Source organism: Bacillus sp. FSL W8-1202, assembly GCF_038006165.1.
Classification (GTDB): Bacteria; Bacillota; Bacilli; order Bacillales; family Bacillaceae; genus Bacillus; species Bacillus subtilis.
This window is the reverse complement of the sequence record NZ_JBBOUR010000001.1, coordinates 356,424-382,696: the sequence shown is the minus strand read 5'-3', so window position 1 is coordinate 382,696 and position 26,273 is coordinate 356,424. Positions and strand designations below refer to the sequence as shown.

The window sequence follows — 26,273 nt, the reverse complement described above, 5'->3', positions numbered from 1 at the left end:
TCTATGCATAAAAAAATCTACTTATCTCCCCCTCATATGAGCGGCAGGGAGCAGCACTATATTTCAGAAGCCTTTCGCTCAAACTGGATCGCGCCGCTTGGGCCGCTCGTGAATTCATTTGAAGAACAGCTGGCAGAACGAGTCGGTGTAAAAGCAGCAGCTGCGGTCGGCTCAGGAACGGCGGCGATTCATCTGGCCCTGCGTTTGCTTGAGGTAAAAGAAGGTGACAGCGTGTTTTGCCAGTCCTTCACATTTGTAGCAACCGCCAATCCGATTTTATATGAAAAAGCGGTGCCCGTTTTTATTGATTCTGAGCCTGATACGTGGAATATGTCGCCGACAGCCCTTGAAAGAGCATTGGAGGAAGCGAAAAGAAACGGAACACTGCCAAAAGCGGTTATTGCCGTCAATCTATATGGGCAGAGCGCGAAAATGGATGAAATCGTAAGCCTGTGCGATGCATACGGAGTTCCTGTCATTGAGGACGCAGCCGAATCTCTCGGAACAGTCTATAAAGGGAAGCAAAGCGGAACTTTCGGGCGCTTCGGCATTTTTTCATTTAACGGGAACAAAATCATTACCACATCAGGGGGAGGGATGCTCGTTTCAAATGATGAAGCCGCAATTGAAAAAGCAAGATTTCTCGCTTCGCAGGCACGAGAACCGGCTGTTCATTATCAGCACAGTCAAATTGGACATAATTACAGGCTGAGCAATATCTTAGCCGGCGTCGGCATTGCCCAGCTTGAGGTGCTGGATGAGCGAGTGGAGACAAGAAGGACCATTTTCACGAGATACAAAAATGCGCTCGGTCACATAGACGGCGTCCGCTTTATGCCGGAGTACGCAGCAGGCGTATCCAATCGCTGGCTCACCACGCTCACACTTGATAACGGGCTCAGCCCATATGACGTAGTTCAACGTCTTGCTGAAGAAAACATTGAAGCCCGTCCGCTGTGGAAGCCGCTCCATACCCAGCCGCTATTCGATCCGGCTTTATTTTATTCTCATGAAGATACAGGAAGCGTATGCGAAGATTTGTTCAAGCGAGGAATCTGTCTCCCATCGGGGTCCAATATGACAGAAGATGAGCAAGACCGGGTCATTGAAGTGCTACTGCGCTTATTCCAAACTGCCGAGGTGAAGAAATGGACAGCAAGCATTCGATGATCAGCCTAAAACAGAAACTGTCCGGGCTGCTCGACGTCATACCGAAACAATCAGAGATTATATATGCTGACTATCCTCTATACGGAAATGTAGGGGATTTATTTATTATGAAAGGAACAGAAGCTTTCTTTAAAGAACACGGGATTCGGGTCAGAAAACGCTGGAATCCTGACAATTTTCCAGTCGGGCGAAAGCTTGATCTGAATCTCATCATCGTCTGCCAGGGAGGCGGAAACTTCGGGGATCTGTATCCGTATTATCAAGGCTTTAGAGAGAAAATCGTCCAAACCTATCCGAACCACAAAATTGTGATCCTGCCGCAATCGATTTATTTTCAAAACAAAGACAACCTCAAACGGATGGCAGAGATATTTTCTAAGCATGCGAACCTTCACATCATGACAAGGGAAAAAGCCTCCTATGCTACGGCACAGGCCTATTTTACAACAAATCACATTCAGCTTCTGCCTGATATGGCTCATCAGCTGTTTCCCGTCATTCCCACGCAGCAGCCGTCCAATCAAAAGCTGAGATTTATCCGAACAGATCATGAAGCAAACCAGGCGCTTCAGGAACACGCAGAAGCGGAAAGCTACGACTGGCGCACGGTGCTGTCAGCTTCAGACCGCCGGACGATTGCTTTTCTCCAAACGCTGAACGTCTTGAATAAAAAAGCAGGCAACCCTTTGCCCATTGCGTATATATGGGAAAAATACTCGGATTATATCGTCCAAAAAGCGATTCGGTTTTTCAGCCGTTACGAATCGGTGGAAACGTCAAGGCTGCACGGACACATCTTGTCTTCTCTTCTTCAAAAAGAAAACACGGTCATTGATAATTCCTACGGGAAAAACGCCAATTACTTTCATACCTGGATGGAAGGCGTGCCAAGCACCCGTCTCATCCAACACGCCTCAAAGAAGGAAAACCTTCCTGCTCACATGTGAGCGGAAGGTTTATTTTGATTCTCCACGTTTGACTTTGTTGTATGCTTCATCTAAATGCTGAATCCGTTTCAGGACAACTGCGTTTTTCGTCAGCTGGTCCTGCACGAGTGTTGAGACAACGGAACGGTAGTAGCTGTTCATCGCGTGGATTTTATCCTCAGACTGATTCATTTCAATATGCTGTTTTAAATTCTCAATAAAATAAGGGACGGAAAAAAGTTCAGACATTTCTTTGGCAGCTCCTTTTTCATAAATGTATACGGTGTGATCTCAATCATGTACAATGAAGAAAGGGGAGTGAGCATGATGGATATGAAACTTCAGCAAGTACAAGTATTAAAGCCTCAACTGACACAGGAGCTCAGGCAGGCCATCACGCTGCTTGGCTATCATTCGGCAGAACTCGCGGAGTACATTGATGAGCTCTCACTGGAAAACCCTCTTATTGAACGAAAGGAAACAGACACACCGCCACTATCTTACCATAAAACAAACAAAAACAGGATGAATGCACAGGAAGCGGGCCTTCAATTAAGTAATCCGCAAAAAACATTGCAGGATGCGTTAAAACAGCAGTCACTCGATATGAATCTGACCAACACTGAAAAAAAGATTTTTAATTATCTGATTCATTCGCTTGATTCAAACGGGTACTTGGAAGAAGATATAGAGGAGGCAGCACGGCGATTATCTGTATCGGCCAAGGAAGCGGAGGCTGTTTTGGCAAAACTCCAGTCGTTAGAACCGGCTGGAATCGGCGCGAGATCTTTGCAGGAATGCATCCTTCTTCAATTACAGCGGCTGCCGAACAGAAATGAACAAGCGGAAATGCTGGTTTCAGCTCATTTTGATGCTTTTGCGCAAAAAAAATGGAAAGCGCTTTCAGTGGAGACAGGAATTCCGCTTCATACTATTCAAGATATCTCAGATGATATCGCGGCTCTTCATCCTAGACCTGGCCTTCTGTTTGCCCGGCCAGAGCAAGATGTGTATATTGAGCCTGACATTTTTATCACCGTAAAAAACGGGCACATTGCAGCGGAACTGAATACCCGCTCGTTTCCCGAGATCGATCTGCATCCGCAGTACAGAACGCTTTTATCATCCGGCTCCTGTCAGGATACTGTCTCCTATTTATCTGCGAAATATCAGGAGTGGCGCTGGCTGAGCCGCGCGCTGCGGCAGCGAAAACAGACAATCACGAGAATTATCAATGAACTGATCACACGCCAAAAGGATTTCTTTCTGAAAGGGCGAAGCGCAATGAAGCCGCTGACTCTCAGAGAGGTGGCGGACTGTCTAAGCCTTCATGAATCAACTGTGAGCCGGGCCATTAAAGGGAAAACAATACAAACGCCTTACGGGCTGTTTGAGATGAAACTCTTTTTCTCAGCAAAAGCCGAGGCTTCAGGAGAGGGAGATGCGTCGAATTATGCAGTCAAAATGCATCTTGAAGACCTGATCAATCAAGAGGACAAAACAAAACCGCTTTCAGATCAAAAGCTTGTCGATTTGCTGTATGAACAACACGGCATCCAAATCTCGAGACGCACCGTGGCAAAATATCGCGATCAAATGAATATTCCGTCATCGGCAGCGAGAAAGCGATATAAATAAAATCCTCCCTAGACGGGAGGATTTTTTTAAGGAATCATCCAGCTGAATATGTGATGCTGCAAAAAGGTGATGATACAAACGAGCAGCAGCAAAAACAGACTGTGTTTAATGGTAAAGCGGAAAAGATCTGACTCCTTTCCGGCGAGTCCTACGGCAGCGCACGCCACCGCTATCGACTGCGGCGAAATCATTTTTCCTGTGACACCGCCTGAAGAGTTGGCGGCCACAGACAGAACGGGGTCCATGCCGACTGATAATGCGGTGACTTTCTGCAGGTTGCCGAACAGCAGGTTGGCGGAAGTATCCGAGCCGGTAATGAAGACGCCGAGCCAGCCGAGAACGGGCGAAAAGAAGGTAAACATCGAACCTGTCAGCGCGAGTGTCATCCCGAGTGTCGTGCTCATTCCCGAGGAGTTGGTGACATAGGCAAAACCAACGACAGAAGCAATGGTCAAAATCGGAAGCTTCAATTCTTGGACTGTTTCTTTAAAAACGGTTCCCCAGTCTTTCCACGAAATCGCCGTGATGAACTTTGACAGCACTGCGGCAATCAATATCGCGGTGCCGGCCGAACCAAGCACCTCCAACTTGTAAACCGCTTCAATCGGCGTACCGTCAGCATTGACAATCTGATTGTTCAAAAAAGGCACACCGGGGGCAAAAGTCAGTTTTTCTCCAACAGCATTCAGCCACTTCAAGAACACCGCAGAGCCTTCATAATGCCCGGTCAGCGCGGATTTGACAGATGGAATGCCCCATACGGAAATCATCGCCGTCAGCAGCAGAAATGGCGACCAAGCCTTAAAAATCTGTCCGCCGCTGTACGCAGGCGCCGCCGGATTTGTGCGCGCCGTTTCAATTGAGGCGGCCGACTCTTGTTCACCGGCAAACCGGAATGTTGTTTTCGGCTTCCACCATTTCAAAAACACAGCAAGCGCAGCCATTGAAACAAGAGCTGACAAAACATCGGGCAGCTCAGGCCCTAAAAAATTGGAACTGAGATATTGAACAACAGCAAAGGAAACACCGGATACGAGAATCGCCGGCCAGATCTCCAAGGCTTTCCTGAACCCGCTCATGATGATGATTAAATAAAGAGGAATAAATACGGATAAAAACGGCAGCTGCCGCCCAACCATTTGCGAAATCTCCATCGCCGGAATCCCTGTTGGCCCTTCTACGGCTGTAATTGGAATCCCAATCGCCCCAAAGGCAACCGGCGCCGTATTGGCGATCAAACAGATCCCCGCAGCATAAAGAGGATTAAAGCCGAGACCGACCAGCAGCGCGGCAGAAATGGCGACCGGCGCTCCGAAGCCTGCTGCCCCTTCTAAAAAAGCCCCGAATGAAAAAGCGATCAAGAGAGCTTGAAGCCGTCGGTCATCAGTAATCGAGAGAACAGAGCTGCGAATGATATCAAACTGTCCCGTTTTCACAGTGATTTTATACAAAAAAACAGACGTCACAATGATCCAGCCGATCGGCAACAATCCGTATACGGCTCCTTGTGTCGCGGACATCAGCGCTTTTTCCGCCGGCATACGATAAACCAATACAGCAATGATAAGGGCGATCCCCAATGTGGCCAAGCCAGCTGTATACCCCTTCATCCGTTTAATCGCGAGTGCCCAAAAAAAGAAAATAATCGGTACAAGTGCGGCAAGCGCTGATAATAGCAAATTTCCCCCTATAGGCGTATATGCCTGTGTCCATTGCATCCCAAACCCCTCCTTGAAACATAAACTGGCGCCATATGTAAGCGGTTTCTATAGATGATATGATCATCTGATGACTGGGTAATAAGACCAGTTACCTAGCATTATATTTTGAAAAAAATCAAAGTACAAGACTTTTTGACAAAATAGTCAAAATCTTTTGGCGGCCCCCAAAACAGAGTATAATAGATCGTAAACAGCCAGACCTACAAGTTACGGGGTGAATTGCATTGAAATACAAACAGATTAAAACAAAAAAAATATATGAAGAAGTAGCGGATGCACTATTAGATATGATCAAAAACGGCGAATTGAAGCCGGGGGATAAACTGGACTCTGTTCAGGCGCTTGCTGAGAGCTTTCAAGTCAGCCGTTCAGCGGTTCGCGAGGCACTTTCTGCGCTAAAAGCGATGGGGCTTGTCGAAATGAAACAGGGAGAAGGCACGTATCTGAAGGAATTTGAGCTCAATCAAATTTCTCAGCCGCTCTCAGCCGCCCTTCTGATGAAAAAAGAGGACGTCAAGCAGCTGCTCGAGGTCAGAAAACTGCTTGAAATCGGCGTGGCTTCACTAGCGGCTGAAAAAAGGACAGAAGCAGATCTCGAAAGAATTCAGGATGCACTGAAGGAAATGGGCAGCATTGAAGCGGACGGGGAGCTGGGAGAGAAAGCAGACTTTGCATTTCATCTTGCGCTTGCGGACGCTTCTCAAAATGAACTTCTTAAACACTTGATGAATCACGTGTCATCATTGCTGCTGGAAACAATGAGGGAAACGAGGAAAATCTGGCTGTTTTCCAAGAAGACCTCCGTTCAGCGGCTGTATGAGGAGCACGAACGGATTTACAATGCTGTGGCTGCCGGGAACGGTGCAAAGGCGGAAGCCGCCATGCTCGCGCATTTGTCGAATGTGGAAGATGTGCTTTCGGGATATTTCGAGGAAAATGTGCAATAACCAACTCATTTCCCGGGCAATTCCGCCGGTTCCGAATGGTACGAACAACTGAGACTGAGCCGCAAATGGTTCAGTCTTTTTACATGAGGCAGCCAGAGGGCTTTGTGCACTTGACATTTGCGAAAAAGAAAGTAAAATATTTTACTAAAACAATGCGAGCTGAATAATGGAGGCAGATGCAATGGCGACAATTAAAGATATCGCGCAGGAAGCGGGATTTTCAATCTCAACCGTTTCCCGCGTTTTAAATAACGATGAAAGCCTTTCTGTTCCTGATGAAACACGGGAGAAAATCTATGAAGCGGCGGAAAAGCTCAATTACCGCAAAAAAACAGTAAGGCCGCTGGTGAAACATATTGCGTTTTTATATTGGCTGACAGATAAAGAAGAATTAGAAGATGTCTATTTTAAAACGATGAGATTAGAAGTAGAGAAACTGGCGAAAGCATTCAATGTCGATATGACCACTTATAAAATAGCGGATGGAATCGAGAGCATTCCTGAACATACGGAAGGGTTTATTGCCGTCGGCACATTTTCAGATGAAGAGCTGGCTTTCCTCAGAAATCTCACTGAAAACGGCGTGTTCATCGATTCAACTCCTGATCCCGATCATTTTGACTCGGTAAGGCCCGATTTGGCACAAATGACAAGGAAGACGGTAAACATCCTGACTGAGAAGGGGCATAAGAGCATCGGTTTTATCGGCGGCACATACAAAAATCCGAATACCAATCAGGATGAAATGGACATCCGTGAACAAACCTTCAGATCCTATATGAGGGAAAAAGCCATGCTGGACGAGCGCTATATTTTCTGTCATCGCGGATTCTCTGTAGAAAACGGCTACCGCCTGATGTCAGCAGCGATCGACACATTAGGCGATCAGCTTCCGACTGCTTTTATGATTGCAGCGGACCCGATAGCAGTGGGCTGTCTGCAAGCCCTGAACGAAAAAGGAATTGCCATACCAAACAGGGTAAGCATTGTGAGTATCAATAACATCAGCTTCGCGAAGTATGTCTCGCCTCCTCTGACGACGTTTCATATTGATATACATGAATTATGTAAAAATGCTGTTCAATTACTGCTTGAACAAGTGCAGGACAAGAGAAGAACGGTAAAAACATTATATGTGGGCGCAGAATTAATCGTCAGGAAGAGTATGAATTAAGGATGACTTAGGACACTAAGTCATTTTTTATTTAGGTAAAAAAATTTACTCTATGAAGTAAATAGTTTGTTTACACATTTTCTCAGGCGTGCTATATTATCTTTAAAGCGCTTTCATTCCTACCGAAAGGGTGACAATCAATGAAAATGGCAAAAAAGTGTTCCGTATTCATGCTCTGCGCAGCTGTCAGCTTATCCTTGGCGGCTTGCGGCCCAAAGGAAAGCAGCAGCGCCAAATCGAGTTCAAAAGGATCAGAGCTTGTTGTATGGGAGGATAAAGAAAAGAGCATCGGCATTAAAGACGCCGTTGCTGCGTTTGAAAAAGAGCATGATGTGAAGGTCAAAGTCGTTGAAAAACCGTATGCCAAGCAGATTGAAGATTTGCGAATGGACGGACCGGCCGGCACAGGCCCTGACGTGTTAACAATGCCAGGGGACCAAATCGGAACCGCTGTCACGGAAGGATTACTCAAGGAATTACATGTCAAAAAAGACGTTCAATCACTTTATACTGACGCTTCCATTCAGTCTCAAATGGTAGATCAAAAGCTTTATGGACTGCCAAAAGCGGTCGAAACGACTGTCCTTTTTTACAACAAAGATCTCATCTCCGAAAAGGAATTGCCCAAAACGCTGGAAGAGTGGTACGACTATTCCAAAAAGACTGCTAATGGCAGCCAATTTGGCTTTTTAGCCCTATTTGATCAAATTTATTATGCAGAAAGTGTGATGAGCGGATATGGCGGATACATTTTTGGAAAGGCCAAAGATGGGAGCTATAACCCGTCAGACATTGGAATTAATAATGAAGGAGCTGTCAAAGGTGCGGCGCTGATTCAGAAGTTTTACAAAGATGGCCTGTTCCCGGCTGGCATTATTGGAGAACAAGGGATTAACGTATTGGAATCGCTGTTCACAGAAGGAAAAGCCGCCGCGATTATCTCTGGGCCATGGAATGTAGAAGCTTTTTCAAAAGCAGGAATCAATTATGGCATTACGAAACTGCCGAAGCTGGAAAATGGGAAAAACATGAGCTCCTTTATCGGCGTCAAAAGCTACAACGTTAGTGCATTTTCAAAGAATGAAGAGCTGGCGCAAGAATTAGCCGTTTTTCTGGCAAATGAAAAAAATTCTAAAACACGATATGAAGAAACGAAAGAAGTTCCTGCTGTGAAATCCCTAGCCAATGACCCGGCTATTATGAAAAGCGAGGCGGCACGGGCTGTTACTGAACAATCCCGTTTCTCAGAGCCAACCCCAAATATTCCGGAAATGAATGAAATATGGACGCCGGCTGATTCAGCATTACAGACGGTTGCAACAGGGAAGGCGGATCCGAAACAAGCATTGGATCAAGCAGCTGAAACGGCCAAAGGACAAATTAAGGCAAAGCACAGCGGAAAATAAAGAGAAAGCTAGATTTGTATTGTAAGAGAGGTGAAAACGGTGCAGCATCGTCAAGTCGCTTTGTTGCTTTCTATCATTCCGGGACTCGGGCAATTTTATAACAAGCAATGGATAAAAGGTATTGTCTTTCTTTTCTTAGGCGCATCGTTTTTTGCGGTCTTTGGAGATCTGCTCAATATGGGGTTTTGGGGAATCTTTACACTGGGAACAGAAGTGCCGCGGGATAATTCCGTTTTTCTGCTGGCGGAAGGGATTATTGCTGTCATCGTGACCTGCTTTGGCCTTGCGGTGTATTATGTGAATCTTCGCGATGCGTTCCAAAGCGGAAAACAACGTGATGAAAATAAGCCATTAAGTTCCTTAAAGGAACAATACCAGCATATCATTTCTGAGGGCTATCCTTATGTCGTCAGCGGCCCATCTTTGTTTATTTTAATTTTCGCCGTGATCTTTCCTATCTTATTCAGCTTTGCATTAGCGTTTACAAACTATGATTTGTATCATTCTCCTCCTGCAAAATTAATTGATTGGGTCGGTTTTCAAACGTTCGCAAATATTTTCACAGTTGATATTTGGAGGTCGACTTTTTTTGATGTACTGGCTTGGACGGTGGTTTGGACACTTGCTGCATCCACACTGCAAGTCACATTGGGGATTTTTCTCGCGATCATTGTTAACCAGAAAGACCTTCGGTTTAAACGTTTTTTTCGGACGATTCTGATTTTGCCATGGGCCGTTCCCGGTTTTGTGACGATTTTAATTTTTGCGGGACTGTTTAATGATAGCTTCGGTGCGATGAATCACGACATCTTGGCTTTCTTCGGGATAGATCCGCTTCCGTGGATGACAGATGCCAATTGGTCGAGGCTTGCGTTGATTCTCATGCAGGGCTGGCTTGGATTTCCGTACATCTTTCTCGTCTCAACAGGCGTATTGCAATCCATCCCGGACGATCTGTATGAAGCAGCTACGATTGATGGCGCTTCTGTCTTTTCAAAGTTGAGATACATCACGCTTCCAATGGTGTTCATTGCAATGGCTCCGATTATCATTACCCAGTTTACGTTTAATTTTAATAACTTTAATATTATCTATCTATTCAATGGTGGAGGTCCGGCTGTAACCGGATCAACAGCCGGCGGGACAGATATCCTCGTTTCATGGATTTATAAATTGACAATGCAGTCCAGTCAATATTCTCTTGCTGCGGCTTTAACCATTTTATTATCTGTATTTGTTATCTCCATCGCATTGTGGCAATTCAGACAGACAAAGTCTTTTAAAGAGGGGGCATAAGGCATGCTGGCAGATATGAAGGTCAGAAAATATATCCGTCTCCTTTTCTCTTACTTGTTGCTAGCCTTTATGGCGGTCATCATTGTTTATCCTCTCCTTTGGACGGCAGGCGCAAGCTTTAATCCCGGCAACAGCTTAATCAGTACATCCATCATTCCGAAGCATCCGACATTCGATCATTACAAGGAATTATTTGCGGGCAAGGAAAGCCTTCAATATGTGCAGTGGTATGTCAACTCTATGAAGATCAGCCTGTTTACAATGGCAGGGTCTTTGCTCTGTGTGACGTTTACGGCCTATGCGTTTTCGCGCTTTCGGTTTAAAGGGAGGAAATACGCTTTAACGCTCTTTTTATTGCTCCAGATGATTCCTCAGTTTTCAGCTTTAATTGCCTTGTTTGTGCTGGCGCAAATCTTGGGAATGATCAATAGCCACTGGCTGCTAATCTTGCTTTATATCGGCGGCCTGATCCCGATGAATACGTATTTGATGAAAGGGTACATGGATTCCATTCCGATGGATTTAGACGAAAGCGCCAAGATTGACGGAGCCAGCAGCACCAGAATCTTCTTCCAGATCATTCTGCCATTATCAAAACCGATGGCGGCAGTCGTGGCCATGAACGGCTTTACCGGTCCGCTCGGAGATTTTGTGCTGTCCTCAACCATATTGAGAACGCCTGAATCATATACATTGCCCGTCGGTCTATTCAATTTAGTGAATGATGTCATGGGGGCCAGCTATACGACATTTGCGGCCGGAGCCCTGCTTATCAGCATACCGGTTGCCGTTATCTTTATCATGCTGCAAAAGAATTTTGTATCCGGATTAACCGCAGGCGGAACGAAGGGCTAAGAGAACAAGGAGGAGAATGTGATGTCAAAGCTTGAAAAAACGCACGTAACAGAAGCGAAATTTATGCTCCATGGGGGAGACTACAACCCCGATCAGTGGCTGGATCGGCCCGATATTTTAGCTGACGATATCAAACTGATGAAGCTTTCTCATACGAATACGTTTTCTGTCGGCATTTTTGCATGGAGCGCACTTGAGCCGGAGGAGGGCGTATATCAATTTGAATGGCTGGATGATATTTTTGAGCGGATTCACAGTATAGGCGGCCGGGTCATATTAGCAACGCCGAGCGGAGCCCGTCCGGCCTGGCTGTCGCAAACCTATCCGGAAGTTTTGCGCGTCAATGCCTCCCGCGTCAAACAGCTGCACGGCGGAAGGCACAACCACTGCCTCACATCTAAAGTCTACCGAGAAAAAACACGGCACATCAACCGCTTATTAGCAGAACGATACGGACATCACCCGGCGCTGTTAATGTGGCACATTTCAAACGAATACGGGGGAGATTGCCACTGTGATCTATGCCAGCATGCTTTCCGGGAGTGGCTGAAATCGAAATATGACAACAGCCTCAAGACATTGAACCATGCGTGGTGGACCCCTTTTTGGAGCCATACGTTCAATGACTGGTCACAAATTGAAAGCCCTTCGCCGATCGGTGAAAATGGCTTGCATGGCCTGAATTTAGATTGGCGCCGGTTCGTCACCGATCAAACGATTTCGTTTTATAAAAATGAAATCATTCCGCTGAAAGAATTGACGCCTGATATCCCTATCACAACGAATTTTATGGCTGATACACCGGATTTGATCCCGTATCAGGGCCTCGACTACAGCAAATTTGCAAAGCATGTCGATGTCATCAGCTGGGACGCTTATCCTGTCTGGCACAATGACTGGGAAAGCACAGCTGATTTGGCGATGAAGGTCGGCTTTATCAATGATCTGTACCGAAGCTTGAAGCAGCAGCCTTTCTTATTAATGGAGTGTACGCCAAGCGCGGTCAATTGGCATAACGTCAACAAGGCAAAGCGCCCGGGCATGAATCTGCTGTCATCAATGCAAATGATTGCCCACGGCTCGGACAGCGTTCTCTATTTCCAATACCGCAAATCACGAGGGTCATCAGAAAAATTACACGGAGCGGTTGTGGATCATGACAATAGCCCGAAGAACCGCGTCTTTCAAGAAGTGGCCAAGGTAGGCGAGACATTGGAACGGCTGTCCGAAGTTGTCGGAACGAAGAGGACGGCTCAAACCGCGATTTTATATGACTGGGAAAATCATTGGGCGCTCGAGGATGCTCAGGGGTTTGCGAAGGCGACAAAACGTTATCCGCAAACGCTTCAGCAGCATTACCGCACATTCTGGGAACACGATATCCCTGTCGACGTCATCACGAAAGAACAAGACTTTTCACCATATAAACTGCTGATCGTCCCGATGCTGTATTTAATCAGCGAGGACACCATTTCCCGTTTAAAAGCGTTTACGGCTGATGGCGGCACCTTAGTCATGACGTATATCAGCGGGGTTGTGAATGAGCATGACTTAACATACACAGGCGGATGGCATCCGGATCTTCAAGCTATATTTGGAGTTGAGCCTCTTGAAACGGACACCCTGTATCCGAAGGATCGAAACGCTGTCAGCTACCGCAGCCAAATATATGAAATGAAGGATTATGCAACCGTGATTGATGTAAAGACAGCTTCAGTGGAAGCGGTGTATCAAGAAGATTTTTATGCGCGCACGCCAGCGGTCACAAGCCATGAGTATCAGCAGGGCAAGGCGTATTTTATCGGCGCGCGTTTGGAGGATCAATTTCAGCGTGATTTCTATGAGGGTCTGATCACAGACCTGTCTCTTTCTCCAGTTTTTCCGGTTCGGCACGGAAAAGGCGTCTCCGTACAAGCGAGGCAGGATCAGGACAATGATTATATTTTTATCATGAATTTCACGGAAGAAAAACAGCTGGTCACGTTTGATCAGAGTGTGAAGGACATAATGACAGGAGACATATTGTCAGGCGACCTGACGATGGAAAAGTATGAAGTGAGAATTGTCGTAAACACACATTAGGCTGATGCTCCGCTCGATATGGGCGGATTCTTTTTTCTATAGAATGAAAGCGCTCACTAAGTCTTGGGGGGATGAAATCATGAAAAGCAAAGTGAAATTGTTCTTTGCGGCTGCCATCGTGTGGAGTGCATGTAGTTCAACAGGATATGCCGCTGCCATTGAGAAGGAGAAGCACGTGTCAAAGCTTCGGGCAGAGGATCTTTTTGTTAAAAAAGTAGAGGGGATGAACAAGGATTTTATCAAAGGGGCAGATGTGTCCAGCGTTATTGCTTTGGAAAACAGCGGTGTCACCTTTTACAATACAAGCGGAAAACGTCAGGACATCTTTACAACCTTAAAACAGGCTGGGGTCAACTATGTTCGCGTCCGCATCTGGAATCACCCGTATGATTCAAATGGCAACGGGTATGGCGGGGGAAACAATGATGTTCAAAAAGCCATCGAAATCGGAAAAAGAGCGACAGCGAACGGAATGAAGGTGCTGGCCGACTTTCACTACTCTGATTTCTGGGCCGATCCAGCGAAACAAAAGGTGCCCAAAGCCTGGGCGAATCTCAGCTTTGAAGCAAAAAAAGCAAACCTCTATGAGTATACGAAACAAAGCCTGCAAAAGATGATCAAGGAAGGCTTTGACATCGGCATGGTTCAGGTCGGAAATGAAACAACAGGAGGATTTGCCGGTGAGACTGATTGGACGAAGATGTGCCAATTATTTAATGAAGGAAGCCGAGCGGTCAGGGAGACAAATTCAAATATTTTGGTCGCCCTGCATTTTACCAATCCTGAAACGGCTGGAAGGTATTCATTTATTGCGCAAACACTCAGTAAAAACAAAGTGGATTATGATGTGTTTGCGAGCTCCTATTATCCTTTCTGGCATGGGACATTACAAAATTTGACCTCCGTGCTGAAGGCTGTTGCCAATACGTACGGCAAAAAAGTCATGGTGGCGGAGACATCGTACACCTATACCGCTGAGGATGGCGATGGGCATGGAAATACAGCGCCAAAAAGCGGGCAGACGCTGCCATATCCAATTTCTGTTCAAGGCCAGGCAACTGCAGTAAGAGATGTAATGGAGGCAGTGGCGAATACGGGCAAAGCAGGACTTGGTGTTTTCTACTGGGAGCCGGCGTGGATTCCAGTCGGGCCGAAAACACAGATAGAGAAAAACAAAGTGTTATGGGAAACATACGGGTCAGGGTGGGCTTCCAGCTACGCTGCTGAATACGACCCTGAAGACGCCGGGAAGTGGTATGGGGGAAGTGCTGTAGATAATCAAGCTTTATTTGATTTTCATGGACACCCGCTGCCTTCCTTGCAGGTGTTTCAATATGCGGAGTCAGGACATATTCCAAAGAAACGCTGAAACAAAAAATCCATGAGATGTAACAAATCATTGTTATGTCTCATGGATCATTTTATTTTACATCAACTAATATAAAACATTCGTCATCACTCTTATGATGAGCTTCCTTTTGATGCTGCAGTGATGTAAGGATTTTCTCCTTCTGGTCAGCGATCGGCGAATCAGGATGATCCTTTAGTAAATCATATAAATAACATGAAGCCGCAGGATCCATCACGCCATCCGTATACAGAAGCAATCTTCCGCCCTCCGTGTATGAAAGGCTGCTTGACTGAAACACTAAGTCTTCAAACATCCCGATCGGAGGCGAGGTAGCATGAAGCAGATGTTGAGTTCCGCTATCATCCTGCCAAAGTGCCGGCGGATGCCCTGCGTTAACATAATCAATTCTTTGCCGTGCTATGTCAATCTCGAGATAAATAGCAGTGCAATAATGTCTTGCTTCCTCATCATTTTGAAACAAGCTGTGAAGGTGCCGGTCCAATTCCTTCATAACTTTAACGGGGCTGAGACCTTGCGTGATCTGGCGCTGGAACAAAGGATGAAGAGACATCGTAATCAATGCAGATGAAATTCCGTGCCCCATCACATCAAGGATAATAATGCCGTAACGGTGTTCATCGATTTGATAATATCCGTAAAGATCACCTGACAATTCACTCGATGCGTTGTAATAAGAGTCAATCTGAACCTGATCGTTTACAATCGGTTCAGTCAACGAGTTTTTCTGGATCTTTCTGGCGAGTTCAAGCTCTCTTTTGGTGTTTAATTTAAATTGTTGATTTTGTTTATTGATCTCAAGAAGTTCTTCTTGTTTTGCTTTCAGCGTTTCCAAGGCAATTTCTAACTCCGCATTGGCTTTCTGTTTGGCAAACAAAGCTTCCTGAGCTTCATTTCTGGCTATCAGCAGCTCATTTTCATATTCATTTCGCTTTCGCATTGGAATAAGAACACAATCAAAGACAGAAGCCCCGCTATCGTGTCTCGCAGTAGCATTGATAAGGACGGGAATTTCTTCTCCATCTCTAGCTTTCAGGGAAATGTATATTTCTTCGATGTGATGCTCCAATTTCAAAAGAGGAAAAAAATAAAGCTGGCAGAAAAGCTGTGCGGGAATGGTCAACATCATATTCATGTGCTGGCCGATAACCTGCTCCGGTTCATAATCCAGAATCTTGATAAGGGTGCGGTTGGCAGCTATGATCGACCCCTCTTCTGACAAAGCGAGGAAACCGCATGGTGCATCATTCAATTGTTTGTCCATCTAAGAGGGTCACCTCTATCCCTTTCGTTCCTATATCACACGTGTGCTTTTAAATAATCGCCGATCAGCTGTATCGTCTCATCTGGATGGCTCATATGAGGGCAATGTCCGCGAGCCTCCATTTGTTTCAGACTGCTATAAGGCAGATGCTGATGCATATACTTACCTACTGTTGCAGGTGCGATGATATCATCTGCACATTGGAGAATAAGAGAGGGAACCGTTACCTTCGAAAGATCCTCTCGGTGATCAGAAAAAAACGCCGCTTTCGCGAATTGGCGGGCAATGACAGGATCAGTAGAACAAAAACGGCTTTCAAGCTCTTCCTTAATTTCAGGCCGATCTGGCTGATTCAGAACGGTTGCCGCAAATACAGTCGCCCAGCCGATATAATTTTTCTCCATCATCTCCAGCAAGCCAAGGAGCTGCTCCTCTTCAAATCCTCCGTAATACTCAGGCGGATCATTCAAATAGCAAGGAGAAGGCCCCACCATCACCAGATGGGAAAAAAGCTCCGGGCGGCGGATGGATGCAAGCATCCCAATCAAGGCCCCGACGGAGTGACCCACAAACACGGTTTCCTTCAGATCTAAAGCTTCACAAACATCAAGAACATCCTGGGCATAGCCGTCAAGTGTCTGGTAACGATTCAGGTCATATGCGCGCAAATCTGAATGTCCCGAACCGACGTAATCAAATAAAATCACCCGATGATCTTCTTCAAAGGCAGGTGCCACGGCATTCCACACGCTTTGATCGCATCCAAAACCAGGTGCGAACATGATAGATGCTTTGCCGCTGCCTTTCACCTTCACATGATTTCTAGACAAAATCGCTTCGTTCATGATTGGCTCCTTTCAGCCGGAAAGTAATATAAAGTTCAATATTTCTATCATAACACTCGGATGGTTTGAAGAGTGTATCTTTCTATGAATGTCACAGCAGTTTAAAAGAAAGAGGACATGGGAGATAGAAAAGATGGATGAATTGGAAGATGCAGGAGGAGGATTGCCTAGACACCGGGGTGAGAAAAAAATGACATTTGTCACTCCATCATCAAGACACCTCATACTAACCACAGCTGCTCCGTCTACCGAAAATGTATAAAAGGGCTTCAGCCCCGAGCTGACGTTTAATATGATGCGAGACGAAAATCCGCTAACCGTTAGAGAGCAAGAAATTCTGAGGCTTGCGGCTTTAGGCAAGACAACAAAAGACATTACGCTGGAGCTCTATTTATCTCAAGGCACAGTTCGAAACTATATCTCAGAAATCATCCAAAAGCTTAATGCGAAAAATCGGACAGAAGCCGCCAGCATCGCTGAGGAAAAGGGCTGGATCTAACCATATACTGCACTCCTGGGAGATCGGGAGTGTTTTTGATATGCCACAAATGAAAATATCCCTAGAAAACCCTTTCCTTCCATTGTCAGAATAGTGTACGATATTTATATAGTTATTTTAACTCAGGTCATCAGATGACCTGATCATATATTGGGGATGAGAGAGGGGTTCATCATGAAAGTCTCACTTTTTGTCACTTGTCTTGTTGATATGTTTCAAACAAATGTCGGAAAAGCAACGGTTGAGCTGCTGGAGCGGCTTGGGTGCGAGGTTGATTTTCCGGAAGGGCAGATTTGCTGCGGGCAGCCGGCTTACAACAGCGGCTATGTACATGACGCCAAAAAAGCAATGAAACGGATGATCGAAACGTTTCAGGATTCCGAATATGTTGTCAGTCCTTCCGGTTCCTGCACAACGATGTTCCGGGAATACCCGCACTTGTTTGCGGATGACCCGAAATGGGCCGATAAAGCGCAAAAGCTGGCGGATAAAACGTATGAACTGACAGATTTTATTGTGAACATCCTTGGGATAGAGGATGTCGGCGCGACCCTTCATACAAAAGCGACCTTACATACGTCGTGCCATATGACTAGGCTGCTGGGTGTTCGGGAGGAGCCGATGAAGCTGTTGAGCCATGTGAAGGGCCTGCAGTTTACAGAGCTTCCGGGCAAACATAACTGCTGCGGATTCGGAGGAACGTTCTCAGTCAAGATGGCGCAGATTTCTGAGCAGATGGTCGATGAAAAAGTCGAATGTGTGGAGGAAACGGGAGCAGAGGTGCTGATCGGTGCTGACTGCGGCTGTTTGATGAATATCGGGGGACGGCTTGGCCGAAAAGATAAGAATGTCAAAGTGATGCACATCGCCGAAGTGCTCAACAGCAGATAAAACTGGATACAGAGGGGGAAAGGATCATGGCGATGAAAATCGGTACTGACGCTTTTAAAGAGCGGGTATCACAGGGGATTGATAATGAATTTATGAGAGGCGCTGTTTCGGGTGCACAGGAGCGTCTGCGGACGCGGCGCCTAGAGGCAGCAGAAGAACTGGGAAACTGGGAGGAGTGGCGCTCATTATCAGAGGAAATCAGGCAGCATGTCCTTGAAAACCTTGATTTCTATCTTGGACAGCTTGCCGAAAATGTGGCGAAAAGAGGCGGACATGTCTATTTCGCGGAAACAGCGGAAGAGGCGTCTTCTTATATTCGTGATGTCATTCAAAAGAAGAACGGGAAGAAAATTGTGAAATCTAAATCAATGGTCACAGAGGAAATCAATCTGAATGAGGTGCTGGAGAAGGAAGGCTGTGAAGTCGTAGAAACCGATCTCGGGGAGTATATTTTGCAGATTGATGATCACGATCCGCCGTCACATATCGTAGCGCCCGCCCTTCATAAAAATAAAGAGCAGATACGCGATGTGTTTAAAGAAAGGCTGGACTATCAACATACAGAAAAACCGGAAGAGCTGGTGATGCATGCGCGCGCCATTCTCCGGAAAAAGTTTCTGGAAGCGGATATCGGCGTTACCGGCTGTAACTTCGCCATCGCTGACACGGGTTCCGTCAGCCTTGTGACCAATGAAGGAAATGGACGGCTTGTGAGCACCTTGCCGAAAACACAAATTACCGTCATGGGAATGGAGCGGATTGTCCCGTCATTTTCTGAATTTGAAGTGCTAGTCAGCATGCTGACAAGAAGTGCTGTCGGACAGCGGCTGACAAGCTATATTACAGCTTTGACGGGTCCGAAGCTGGAAGGTGAAGTGGACGGTCCGGAAGAATTCCATCTTGTCATCGTTGACAATGGACGATCCAATATCCTTGGAACGGAATTCCAGTCTGTGCTGCAATGTATCCGCTGTGCCGCCTGTATCAATGTCTGTCCTGTGTACCGCCATGTCGGCGGACATTCATACGGCTCAATCTACTCGGGGCCGATCGGAGCGGTTTTATCGCCGTTGCTCGGCGGTTATGACGATTATAAGGAGCTGCCGTACGCATCTTCACTGTGCGCTGCTTGTTCAGAAGCCTGCCCGGTCAAAATCCCGCTTCATGAGCTGCTACTCAAGCATCGTCAGAATATCGTCGAAAAAGAAGGCAGGGCGCCGATCAGTGAAAAGCTTGCAATGAAAGCATTCGGACTTGGCGCATCCTCTTTATCGCTTTACAAAATGGGCTCAAAATGGGCGCCGGCCGCCATGACGCCTTTTACAGAGGACGAAAAAATTTCGAAAGGGCCCGGCCCGCTTAAAAATTGGACACAGATCCGTGACTTCCCGGCACCGCATAAATCGAGATTCAGAGACTGGTTTGCTGACAGAGAAACAAGTGAACGCACGAAGGAGGAGCAGTGATGACGAAGGGAACTATTCAGAATCAAGAGAGCTTTTTAAACCGAATCGCATCCAGCCTGGGCCGTGAACGAAGAACAGGAGGCGTGGCAGTCCCTGAATGGGCGCATCAGCCGCAATATAAAACACTTGAAGGTTATTCAGCGGATGACTTAGTCACAGTGCTCAAAAACCATTGTGTCAAAATCCATACAGAGCTGATTGAAACGGATTCAACCGGCCTTTATGATGCCCTGCGCGAGCAAGTCAGCCGTTTTTCCGGAGGCCCTGTCATCATTCCGAAGGACCCCCGCTTTGAAGAATACGGACTGAAAAGCCTGCTCACCAAGGACTGGCCGAGTGAAGGAACGCCGGTCTGGGAGTGGGATGCTGACAAAGGCGAGGAAAATATTAAAAAAGCGGAGCAAGCCAATGTAGGGATTACATTCAGCGAAATTACATTGGCTGAGTCGGGGACGGTTGTCCTCTTCTCCTCAAAAGACATCGGCCGATCTGTCAGCCTTCTGCCGACGACTTATATTGCGATCGTGCCGAAATCAAGCATTGTACCGAGAATGACACAAGCCAGTGATATCATCCGCCAAAACATTGCGGACGGTGTCACTGTTCCTTCATGTATCAACTACATTACCGGACCGAGCAACTCAGCAGACATTGAAATGGATTTAGTTGTGGGAGTGCACGGACCTGTAAAGGCAGCATATATTCTCGTCTCTGACCGCTGAACTCAGGAAGCCCGGCAGGCATTGCCGGGCTTTTTGCTTGAAAAAACTTCAACTTCCAATTTTTTGGCCGATGAGAAGAGTATGACTTGATACAGGAGGAAATGCGATGAAAAAATGGCTGATCATAGCGGTTTCACTGGCGATTGCGATTGTTCTGTTTATGTATACAAAAGGAGAAGCGAAGGCAGCCGGTATGACACTAGGCTACACGACTGGGGATACGGCTTCATACAATTCTCTTACAAAATATCATACATACATGAATGCCATCGCAACCGATACGTTTGCGTTTGAAAAAAACGGACATGTGATTGGCGATGCCCCAACTAAGCAGCTGACATATGCGAAAAAGAAAAAAATCAAGACATGGGCTGTCATTTCAAACTATAATGATGCCATTTATGATTTTGACGGAGATTTAGCGAGTCGGGTCATGAGTAATAAAACAGCGAAAAAACGATTCATAGATCAGTTAATAACACTGGCCAAAAAGCACTCATATTACGGAATTAATATCGATTTTGAAGCAGTAAATCCAGAAGACCGCGCTGCGTACTCGACCTTCATTCAATATGTCTCACAGGCTTTGAATAAGAAACATATTAAAACAATGGTATCCGTTCCGGCCAAAAGCGCCGATGATAAAAGTGATGACTGGAGCTGGCCGTATGATTATGCGAAAATCGGCAAATATGCCGACTTCGTACAAGTCATGACCTACGACGAACATGGCATTTGGGGTGAGCCGGGGTCAGTGGCAAGCACAAACTGGATCAAAAGTTCTCTGCAGTTTTCAGTCAAAAAGATCAAAGCCAATAAAGTCATCATGGGAATCCCTGCGTACGGCTATGACTGGGATGTAAAAGACGGAAGTACCAGCACAATAAGGGAATGGAATGAGCTCAAATCCCTCATCAAAAAACAAAAAGCAAAGCCGGCATTCAACAAAAAATCAGGCTCGATGACGTTTTCTTATGTTGACAAAAAGAAGCATAAACATGTCGTGTGGTATGAAAACGAAAAAACCGTTCAAACGAAAAGCCATCTGGCAAAGCAATATAAAATAGCAGGTGTTTCAGTTTACGCATTAGGAAACGAGTCAGAATCCTTTTGGAAAGCCATTCGAAAAGGGACAAAATAACAGTTTCTTTTTTCTCTGAAGTTATTGACAGTTAAAAGAGAAGCACGTATATTATGTTAATATATTCAGATCATAAAATTTGAGTTTTTCAGAAAACTAAAACACATAGATTGGGAGCAGTAAAAGAAAGTGATCAGAACAGAGAGCTGCGGGGTGGTGCGACGCAGCCTGATTCTTCTTTGAACTCGCCCGGGAGTGGTAAGACGAAACGGAATAGATTGAATATTCCCTATGTTTTAACGGCTAACCTTCGTTACAGGTCAAAAGCAGGATTCTTCATGAAGAATCAACAAGAGTGGTACCGCGGTCAGCCGAAGGCTCGTCGTCTCTTTATCTATTAGATTAGGTAGGAGACGGCGGGCTTTTTTGTTTTTGAAAACGAGAAGGAGAGGTAGAAGAGGATGAAAAACGACAATCAAACGTTAAAACGCACGATGACGTCCCGCCATATTATGATGATGGCGCTGGGCGGCGCAATCGGCGCAGGTTTATTTAAGGGGAGCAGCTCAGCGATCGATGTGGCAGGGCCATCTGTCATTCTCGCATATCTGCTCGGCGGGATTATTTTGCTGTTTATTATGCAGGGGCTGGCGGAAATGGCTGTTCGAAACCGTAACGCCAGAACCTTCCGTGATCTTGTCCAACAGGTATTGGGAAATTACGCCGCTTACTTTTTGGACTGGATCTACTGGAAAATGTGGGTGCTCAACATTGCGGCTGAAGCTGTTGTAGCTGCGATTTTCATTCAATATTGGCTGCCGGGCTGCCCGATCTGGGTGTTGGCATTAGGAATTTCTCTTATCGTCACGATTGTAAACTTGCTTTCTGTTAAAATCTTCGCCGAAACCGAATATTGGCTGGCAATGATCAAGATTACCGTTATTATTATCTTTATTATTCTGGGATTGCTGCTCTTATTTGTATCATTCGGTGATCATACAGCATCCGGATTTTCCAACCTGACAGACCACGGCGGATTTTTCCCGCACGGCGGCACAGGGCTGATTACGGCGATGCTTGTCGTCATCTACTCTTACGGCGGTACAGAAATTATCGGTGTAACGCTTGCAGAGACAAAAAATCCGGAAAAGGTTGTCCCGAAAGCTGTCCGCAGCACACTGACACGGATTGTCGCGTTTTACCTGCTGCCGTTTTTCATCATCGTCAGCCTGATTCCATGGAACCAAGTCAATTCCGTTCCGGAAAGTCCTTTCGTGATGGTCTTTAAAATGGTAGGCATTCCGGGCGCGGATCATATCATGAATGCAGTCATCCTGCTGGCGATCATTTCTTCTATGAATTCAGGTTTATACGGGTCATCACGCATTTTATATACACAGGCAAGTGACGGAAGGCTTCCAAAGGTCTTCTCGAAGCTTTCATCGAAAAACGTACCGATGTTTGCGATTCTGATGTGCACTTCTTCTCTCTATATTGGCGTATTGATTTCTCTGTTCGCAGGAAGCCAAACATTTAATTATTTAATGGGATCATTGGGATATACCGTTTTATTCATTTGGCTGATCATCGGATTCGCTCATTTAAAATCGAGAAAACAGCAAACGGAAACACCGGCTTATTATGTAAAATGGTTCCCGTACACGACATGGTTTGCGATTGTGGCATTACTCGCCATTCTGATCGGGGTCATCACGACAACATCAATTGTCATTACTGGCATTACTGCGGCGATCTACCTTTTGATTACAGTTGCATATTTGGTCAAAGGACGCAAGCATCAGTAAATAAGAAACCCTCTTGCCGCATCCGGCAAGAGGGTTTTTATTATTGTGCAGCTTTCTCGTTTATACCAATCGCCGCAGCTTTCTGCGCTTTTGATTTTGTATTCACGAGACAGATGCTCGTGACAATCAGCAGCAGCCCTGCCAAGAGGCTAAGGGTGAGCGGTTCATGCAGGAAAATGGAGCTGGCCACGATTGATATGAGCGGAATCAAAAAAGTATAAGATGCGACCTTGCTTGCTTCTCCTGAACCGACAAGCGTAAAAAAGACAAGCCAGCCGAGTGCGATAACGAATACGGAGATAAACAGCAGGCTCGTAATGAACGGAGCTGTCCATTGGATCGCCGAAAAGCTTTCTGTCCAAAAGCCGGATATAAGCAGAAACACGCTTCCGATCGTCAGCTGCAGAGCGACCATCCAGATGGAATCGACGCGGCTGCCTGTTTTTTTCATATATACCGTCCCGAGCGCCCAGCTGATTGCGGAGCCGAGAGCCAGCAGAACCCCAATGACAGAAATATGCCCGCCAAAGCCCGCAGCACTAATGACGGCTACTCCCGCAAAACCGAGGATGAGTCCGATCACTTTCATTACAAACATGGATTCGCCGAGCCACAGCCAAGAAAATACACCCATCAGAACAGGCTGGAAGAAGACGATTGCAGAAAACAGGCCGGCCGGAAGATAATTCAGCCCGATCGTTTGCAGGCCGTAGAATAATGTAATATTTAAAAGAGCAGAAACAAGATAAATCGGCCACGTTTCTTTTAAGCGTAATTTATGAATACGCGGCAGTGCGACAATGACTAATAAAAGCCCGCCGATCAGCGTTCGGATGCCCGCGAACAATAATGGCGGAGAATAGGCGAGCGCGGCTTTGGACAGCGGCCAATTGACGCCCCACATGATGACGAGAAATGCGAGCAGGAGAGCTGTCCGCGTTTTTGAGAGCTGCTTCATTGTTCATTCACTCCTTGTAGAACTTTTCCATCATATGATACGGTAGAACATAAGATAAATAAAATGAATCTTTTTTATAAGGAGCATAAGTAAATTGTTATGACCATTACACAATTAAAGGTTTTTGTGAAAATAGCTGAAACGGGAAGCTTTACAAAAGCGGGTCAGGCGCTGAACATGACACAGCCGGCTGTCAGCCATGCGATTTCTGCGATCGAAGCTGAGCTTGATGTAAAGCTGATCATTCGTGACCGCCGCAATGGCCTGATGCTGACAGATACGGGAAAACAGATCTTAGTACACATCAGAGAAGTCTTAAAAGGCATTGAAAAAGTTGAGCAGGTAGCAGCAACGGAAAAAGGGCTTGAACTGGGAACGATCCATATCGGCACATTCTCAACTGCCTCGGCTTATTTTATGCCGAAGCTGATCAGTGAATTTAAACAAAAATATCCGAAACTTGAGCTCGTGCTGCACGAGGGAACTGTAAATGAAGTCAAGGAGTGGCTTCATACGCGGATGATAGATGTTGGGATTCTTCTGTATCCAACAGAGGAGATGGAGTACATTCATTTGAAAAAAGACAAAATGGCTGTCGTGCTCAGGGACGATCACCCGCTTGCCGGTCATTCGGCCATTACGCTGAAAGATCTTGACCATGAACCGATGATCGTCTGTGACGGAGGTTATGAATCACCATTTGTCGATATGTTCAGGCAGGCGGGCGCTACGCTGCACCCAGCTTTCACGGTCTATAACATCAACACCTCGATCAGTATGATCAGAGAAGGACTGGGCCTGGCCATTTTATCAGAAATGTCCATGTCGGGGATGCCGCTGCCGGAGCATGTGGTGACCCGGGAATTGGACCCGCAGGTATACCGTGATGTGCAGCTTGCTGTTCCGTCGCTAAAGGAGGCTTCTCTGGCGGCTAAGCTCTTTATTGAGATGGCTAAGGAGCTGTTTGGAGCAGAATAGCGGGCCAAACCCTTCGTTTTATATTGTTCGAATTTCATCGAATCAAATTCTTTTATTCCTGAATGCAGTTGTGTTATGGTGTGATAGAAGTTCTTTCAATCATGACCTGACAGCTTTGGGCTGTTTACTGATAACACATTTGCAAAGGAGAACAATATGTCTAACAACCAACGCAAAGATACCTTGCTTTCTGTCTTGAATTTATCTCCGGTTGTTCAGGGAGGAACGATTGCAGAATCATTCCGAAACAGCATGGACTTGGCGCGCCGGGCAGAGGAATGGGGCTATCACCGTTACTGGCTTGCTGAACATCATAATATAGAAGGTGTTGCAAGCTCTGCCACCGCAGTTTTGATTGGCCATATTGCCGGAGGCACGAAGAAAATCCGCGTCGGTTCCGGCGGCATTATGCTCCCGAACCACTCTTCATTAGTCATTGCTGAACAATTCGGCACACTGGAAACACTGTATCCCGGGCGGATTGATCTGGGGCTTGGACGTGCGCCGGGAACAGACCAATTGACAGCCAGAGCGCTCCGAAGAAACATCAACAGCGGGGAGGATTTTCCAGAACAATTAGAGGAACTGCGCAATTATTTTAAACCGTCAGGAAATGTGCGTAATCAAGTTCGCGCCATTCCCGGAGAGGGCATAGATGTGCCGATTTGGCTGCTGGGCTCAAGCGGCTTCAGCGCCCGTCTGGCTGGCGAACTTGGTCTTCCGTTTGCGTTCGCGGCCCATTTCTCACCGGCGAATACGGTTCCCGCTTTGGAGCTGTACCGCAATTCCTTCACGCCGTCAGACGTGCTCGACGAACCGTATGCGATGGTCGGTGTCACCATTATCGCGGCAGATACAAACGAGAAAGCGCAGCACCTTGCGACTTCGCATTATCAAAGGTTTCTTGATCTTGTCCGCGGTACGCCGAACCAGCTTAAACCGCCTGTTGAGGATATGGACCAAATCTGGAGCCCGTATGAAAAAGCGATGGTCAATGAGCAGCTGAGCTCCACGATTGTCGGAGGTCCGGAAGAAGTGAAGGCGAAGCTTGAAGATTTCGTCAAAACGACACAGGCTGACGAAATTATGGTTAACTCAGAAACCTTTGAACACGCAGACAGAATGCGTTCGTTTGAAATCATCGCTGACGTTTGGAACAACAGATAACAGCTATAAAAAA

22 protein-coding genes, 1 pseudogene and 1 other annotated feature are annotated in these 26,273 nt (G+C 46.3%); of the genes and pseudogenes, 18 read left to right on the top strand and 5 right to left on the bottom strand.

Features of this window, described 5'->3' with window-relative positions; genetic code table 11:
- Positions 1 to 3: 3 nt before the first annotated feature.
- Positions 4 to 1,170 carry a DegT/DnrJ/EryC1/StrS family aminotransferase gene (locus NSQ09_RS01975; RefSeq protein ID WP_014480943.1) on the top strand — a complete coding sequence of 389 codons (1,167 nt, stop codon included), beginning with the start codon at positions 4 to 6 and terminating at the stop codon, positions 1,168 to 1,170.
- Positions 1,149 to 2,117, top strand: a complete 969-nt coding sequence (locus NSQ09_RS01970) for a polysaccharide pyruvyl transferase family protein (RefSeq protein WP_041333215.1) — start codon at positions 1,149 to 1,151, stop codon at positions 2,115 to 2,117. The genes NSQ09_RS01975 and NSQ09_RS01970 overlap by 22 nt, the downstream gene beginning before the upstream one ends.
- Positions 2,118 to 2,126: 9 nt before the next feature.
- Here the strand turns inward: NSQ09_RS01970 and yvfG are convergent, their stop codons facing one another.
- Entirely contained in the window at positions 2,127 to 2,345 is a 219-nt protein-coding gene (gene yvfG / locus NSQ09_RS01965; protein ID WP_003219905.1) for a protein YvfG, read from the bottom strand.
- 78 nt (positions 2,346 to 2,423) lie between these two features.
- On the opposite strand from yvfG, the gene rpoN reads away from it, so the two are divergent.
- Positions 2,424 to 3,734, top strand: coding sequence for an RNA polymerase factor sigma-54 (gene rpoN, locus NSQ09_RS01960; protein WP_024573107.1), 1,311 nt, complete (start codon positions 2,424 to 2,426; stop codon positions 3,732 to 3,734).
- A 26-nt stretch (positions 3,735 to 3,760) separates the two neighbouring features.
- On the opposite strand, the gene lutP is transcribed toward rpoN, so the two are convergent.
- On the bottom strand, positions 3,761 to 5,452 hold the full coding sequence (lutP, locus tag NSQ09_RS01955; protein ID WP_048654993.1) for an L-lactate permease LutP: 1,692 nt from the start codon (positions 5,450 to 5,452) through the stop codon (positions 3,761 to 3,763).
- Positions 5,453 to 5,679: 227 nt separating this feature from the next.
- Here lutP and lutR point away from each other — a divergent pair, with 227 nt between their 5' ends.
- The 7 genes from lutR to ganB all read left to right on the top strand — a co-directional run bounded on the left by lutR (position 5,680) and on the right by ganB (position 14,584).
- Positions 5,680 to 6,402, top strand: coding sequence for an L-lactate utilization/bacilysin biosynthesis transcriptional regulator LutR (gene lutR / locus NSQ09_RS01950; protein WP_041351728.1), 723 nt, complete (start codon positions 5,680 to 5,682; stop codon positions 6,400 to 6,402).
- 181 nt (positions 6,403 to 6,583) lie between these two features.
- Positions 6,584 to 7,576, top strand: a complete 993-nt coding sequence (ganR, locus tag NSQ09_RS01945; RefSeq protein ID WP_003244199.1) for a galactan degradation operon transcriptional regulator GanR — start codon at positions 6,584 to 6,586, stop codon at positions 7,574 to 7,576.
- 140 nt (positions 7,577 to 7,716) lie between these two features.
- On the top strand, positions 7,717 to 8,982 hold the full coding sequence (gene ganS, locus NSQ09_RS01940) for an arabinogalactan oligomer ABC transporter substrate-binding protein GanS (RefSeq protein WP_014480937.1): 1,266 nt from the start codon (positions 7,717 to 7,719) through the stop codon (positions 8,980 to 8,982).
- A gap of 39 nt (positions 8,983 to 9,021) precedes the next feature.
- Entirely contained in the window at positions 9,022 to 10,278 is a 1,257-nt protein-coding gene (gene ganP, locus NSQ09_RS01935) for an arabinogalactan oligomer ABC transporter permease GanP (RefSeq protein ID WP_014480936.1), read from the top strand.
- A 3-nt stretch (positions 10,279 to 10,281) separates the two neighbouring features.
- Positions 10,282 to 11,133: an arabinogalactan oligomer ABC transporter permease GanQ gene (gene ganQ / locus NSQ09_RS01930; RefSeq protein ID WP_014478026.1), complete on the top strand. Its 852-nt coding sequence runs from the start codon at positions 10,282 to 10,284 to the stop codon at positions 11,131 to 11,133.
- Between the two features lie 18 nt (positions 11,134 to 11,151).
- The gene (ganA, locus tag NSQ09_RS01925; RefSeq protein ID WP_080478427.1) at positions 11,152 to 13,215 is read left to right on the top strand and encodes a beta-galactosidase GanA; all 2,064 of its coding nucleotides are present in this window, start codon (positions 11,152 to 11,154) and stop codon (positions 13,213 to 13,215) included.
- A gap of 79 nt (positions 13,216 to 13,294) precedes the next feature.
- Entirely contained in the window at positions 13,295 to 14,584 is a 1,290-nt protein-coding gene (gene ganB / locus NSQ09_RS01920; RefSeq protein ID WP_341030490.1) for an arabinogalactan endo-beta-1,4-galactanase, read from the top strand.
- A 52-nt stretch (positions 14,585 to 14,636) separates the two neighbouring features.
- Here the strand turns inward: ganB and rsbP are convergent, their stop codons facing one another.
- Both rsbP and rsbQ read right to left on the bottom strand, forming a co-directional pair.
- Entirely contained in the window at positions 14,637 to 15,848 is a 1,212-nt protein-coding gene (rsbP, locus tag NSQ09_RS01915; RefSeq protein WP_041338933.1) for a phosphoserine phosphatase RsbP, read from the bottom strand.
- A 35-nt stretch (positions 15,849 to 15,883) separates the two neighbouring features.
- Complete coding sequence (rsbQ, locus tag NSQ09_RS01910; RefSeq protein ID WP_003228292.1) at positions 15,884 to 16,693, bottom strand: sigma factor SigB/phosphatase RsbP regulator RsbQ; 810 nt, start codon at positions 16,691 to 16,693, stop codon at positions 15,884 to 15,886.
- A gap of 268 nt (positions 16,694 to 16,961) precedes the next feature.
- On the opposite strand from rsbQ, the pseudogene yvfU reads away from it, so the two are divergent.
- From yvfU to NSQ09_RS01880, 6 genes and pseudogenes are all read left to right on the top strand, one after another.
- A pseudogene (gene yvfU / locus NSQ09_RS01905) lies at positions 16,962 to 17,192 on the top strand (two-component system response regulator YvfU); the annotation flags it as partial.
- 174 nt (positions 17,193 to 17,366) lie between these two features.
- Positions 17,367 to 18,083 (top strand): lactate utilization iron-sulfur protein LutA, encoded by a 717-nt coding sequence (lutA, locus tag NSQ09_RS01900; RefSeq protein WP_041338939.1) that lies wholly within the window; start codon positions 17,367 to 17,369, stop codon positions 18,081 to 18,083.
- 26 nt (positions 18,084 to 18,109) lie between these two features.
- A complete protein-coding gene (lutB, locus tag NSQ09_RS01895) occupies positions 18,110 to 19,549 on the top strand; it encodes a lactate utilization iron-sulfur protein LutB (RefSeq protein ID WP_041338942.1) in 1,440 nt (479 codons plus the stop codon).
- Entirely contained in the window at positions 19,549 to 20,271 is a 723-nt protein-coding gene (gene lutC / locus NSQ09_RS01890) for a lactate utilization protein LutC (RefSeq protein WP_024573285.1), read from the top strand. Before lutB ends, lutC begins: the two co-directional genes overlap by 1 nt.
- 106 nt (positions 20,272 to 20,377) lie before the next feature.
- On the top strand, positions 20,378 to 21,412 hold the full coding sequence (locus NSQ09_RS01885; protein ID WP_341030487.1) for a glycoside hydrolase family 18 protein: 1,035 nt from the start codon (positions 20,378 to 20,380) through the stop codon (positions 21,410 to 21,412).
- 97 nt (positions 21,413 to 21,509) lie between these two features.
- Positions 21,510 to 21,745 (top strand) — a binding site (T-box leader).
- 68 nt (positions 21,746 to 21,813) lie between these two features.
- Positions 21,814 to 23,157: an amino acid permease gene (locus NSQ09_RS01880; protein WP_341030486.1), complete on the top strand. Its 1,344-nt coding sequence runs from the start codon at positions 21,814 to 21,816 to the stop codon at positions 23,155 to 23,157.
- Positions 23,158 to 23,197: 40 nt separating this feature from the next.
- Here the strand turns inward: NSQ09_RS01880 and NSQ09_RS01875 are convergent, their stop codons facing one another.
- Complete coding sequence (locus tag NSQ09_RS01875; RefSeq protein ID WP_029946021.1) at positions 23,198 to 24,115, bottom strand: DMT family transporter; 918 nt, start codon at positions 24,113 to 24,115, stop codon at positions 23,198 to 23,200.
- Between the two features lie 99 nt (positions 24,116 to 24,214).
- Between NSQ09_RS01875 and NSQ09_RS01870 the strand changes: the two genes are divergently transcribed.
- Positions 24,215 to 25,093 carry a LysR family transcriptional regulator gene (locus tag NSQ09_RS01870; protein WP_341030483.1) on the top strand — a complete coding sequence of 293 codons (879 nt, stop codon included), beginning with the start codon at positions 24,215 to 24,217 and terminating at the stop codon, positions 25,091 to 25,093.
- A 156-nt stretch (positions 25,094 to 25,249) separates the two neighbouring features.
- Entirely contained in the window at positions 25,250 to 26,260 is a 1,011-nt protein-coding gene (locus NSQ09_RS01865; RefSeq protein WP_014480920.1) for an LLM class flavin-dependent oxidoreductase, read from the top strand.
- The last annotated feature ends 13 nt before the right edge of the window (positions 26,261 to 26,273 follow it).

Excerpts from the sequence above, each read along its gene's own strand:
- yvfG (WP_003219905.1), bottom strand. The coding sequence starts at position 2,345 with ATGTCTGAACTTTTTTCCGTCCCTTATTTTATTGAGAATTTAAAACAG.
- lutA (WP_041338939.1), top strand. The coding sequence starts at position 17,367 with ATGAAAGTCTCACTTTTTGTCACTTGTCTTGTTGATATGTTTCAAACA.
- rpoN (WP_024573107.1), top strand. The coding sequence starts at position 2,424 with ATGGATATGAAACTTCAGCAAGTACAAGTATTAAAGCCTCAACTGACA.
- NSQ09_RS01970 (WP_041333215.1), top strand. The coding sequence starts at position 1,149 with ATGGACAGCAAGCATTCGATGATCAGCCTAAAACAGAAACTGTCCGGG.
- NSQ09_RS01870 (WP_341030483.1), top strand. The coding sequence starts at position 24,215 with ATGACCATTACACAATTAAAGGTTTTTGTGAAAATAGCTGAAACGGGA.
- NSQ09_RS01880 (WP_341030486.1), top strand. The coding sequence starts at position 21,814 with ATGAAAAACGACAATCAAACGTTAAAACGCACGATGACGTCCCGCCAT.
- rsbP (WP_041338933.1), bottom strand. The coding sequence starts at position 15,848 with ATGGACAAACAATTGAATGATGCACCATGCGGTTTCCTCGCTTTGTCA.
- lutP (WP_048654993.1), bottom strand. The coding sequence starts at position 5,452 with ATGCAATGGACACAGGCATATACGCCTATAGGGGGAAATTTGCTATTA.
- ganB (WP_341030490.1), top strand. The coding sequence starts at position 13,295 with ATGAAAAGCAAAGTGAAATTGTTCTTTGCGGCTGCCATCGTGTGGAGT.
- NSQ09_RS01975 (WP_014480943.1), top strand. The coding sequence starts at position 4 with ATGCATAAAAAAATCTACTTATCTCCCCCTCATATGAGCGGCAGGGAG.
- lutB (WP_041338942.1), top strand. The coding sequence starts at position 18,110 with ATGGCGATGAAAATCGGTACTGACGCTTTTAAAGAGCGGGTATCACAG.
- rsbQ (WP_003228292.1), bottom strand. The coding sequence starts at position 16,693 with ATGAACGAAGCGATTTTGTCTAGAAATCATGTGAAGGTGAAAGGCAGC.
- ganR (WP_003244199.1), top strand. The coding sequence starts at position 6,584 with ATGGCGACAATTAAAGATATCGCGCAGGAAGCGGGATTTTCAATCTCA.
- lutC (WP_024573285.1), top strand. The coding sequence starts at position 19,549 with ATGACGAAGGGAACTATTCAGAATCAAGAGAGCTTTTTAAACCGAATC.
- ganQ (WP_014478026.1), top strand. The coding sequence starts at position 10,282 with ATGCTGGCAGATATGAAGGTCAGAAAATATATCCGTCTCCTTTTCTCT.
- NSQ09_RS01865 (WP_014480920.1), top strand. The coding sequence starts at position 25,250 with ATGTCTAACAACCAACGCAAAGATACCTTGCTTTCTGTCTTGAATTTA.
- NSQ09_RS01885 (WP_341030487.1), top strand. The coding sequence starts at position 20,378 with ATGAAAAAATGGCTGATCATAGCGGTTTCACTGGCGATTGCGATTGTT.
- NSQ09_RS01875 (WP_029946021.1), bottom strand. The coding sequence starts at position 24,115 with ATGAAGCAGCTCTCAAAAACGCGGACAGCTCTCCTGCTCGCATTTCTC.
- ganS (WP_014480937.1), top strand. The coding sequence starts at position 7,717 with ATGAAAATGGCAAAAAAGTGTTCCGTATTCATGCTCTGCGCAGCTGTC.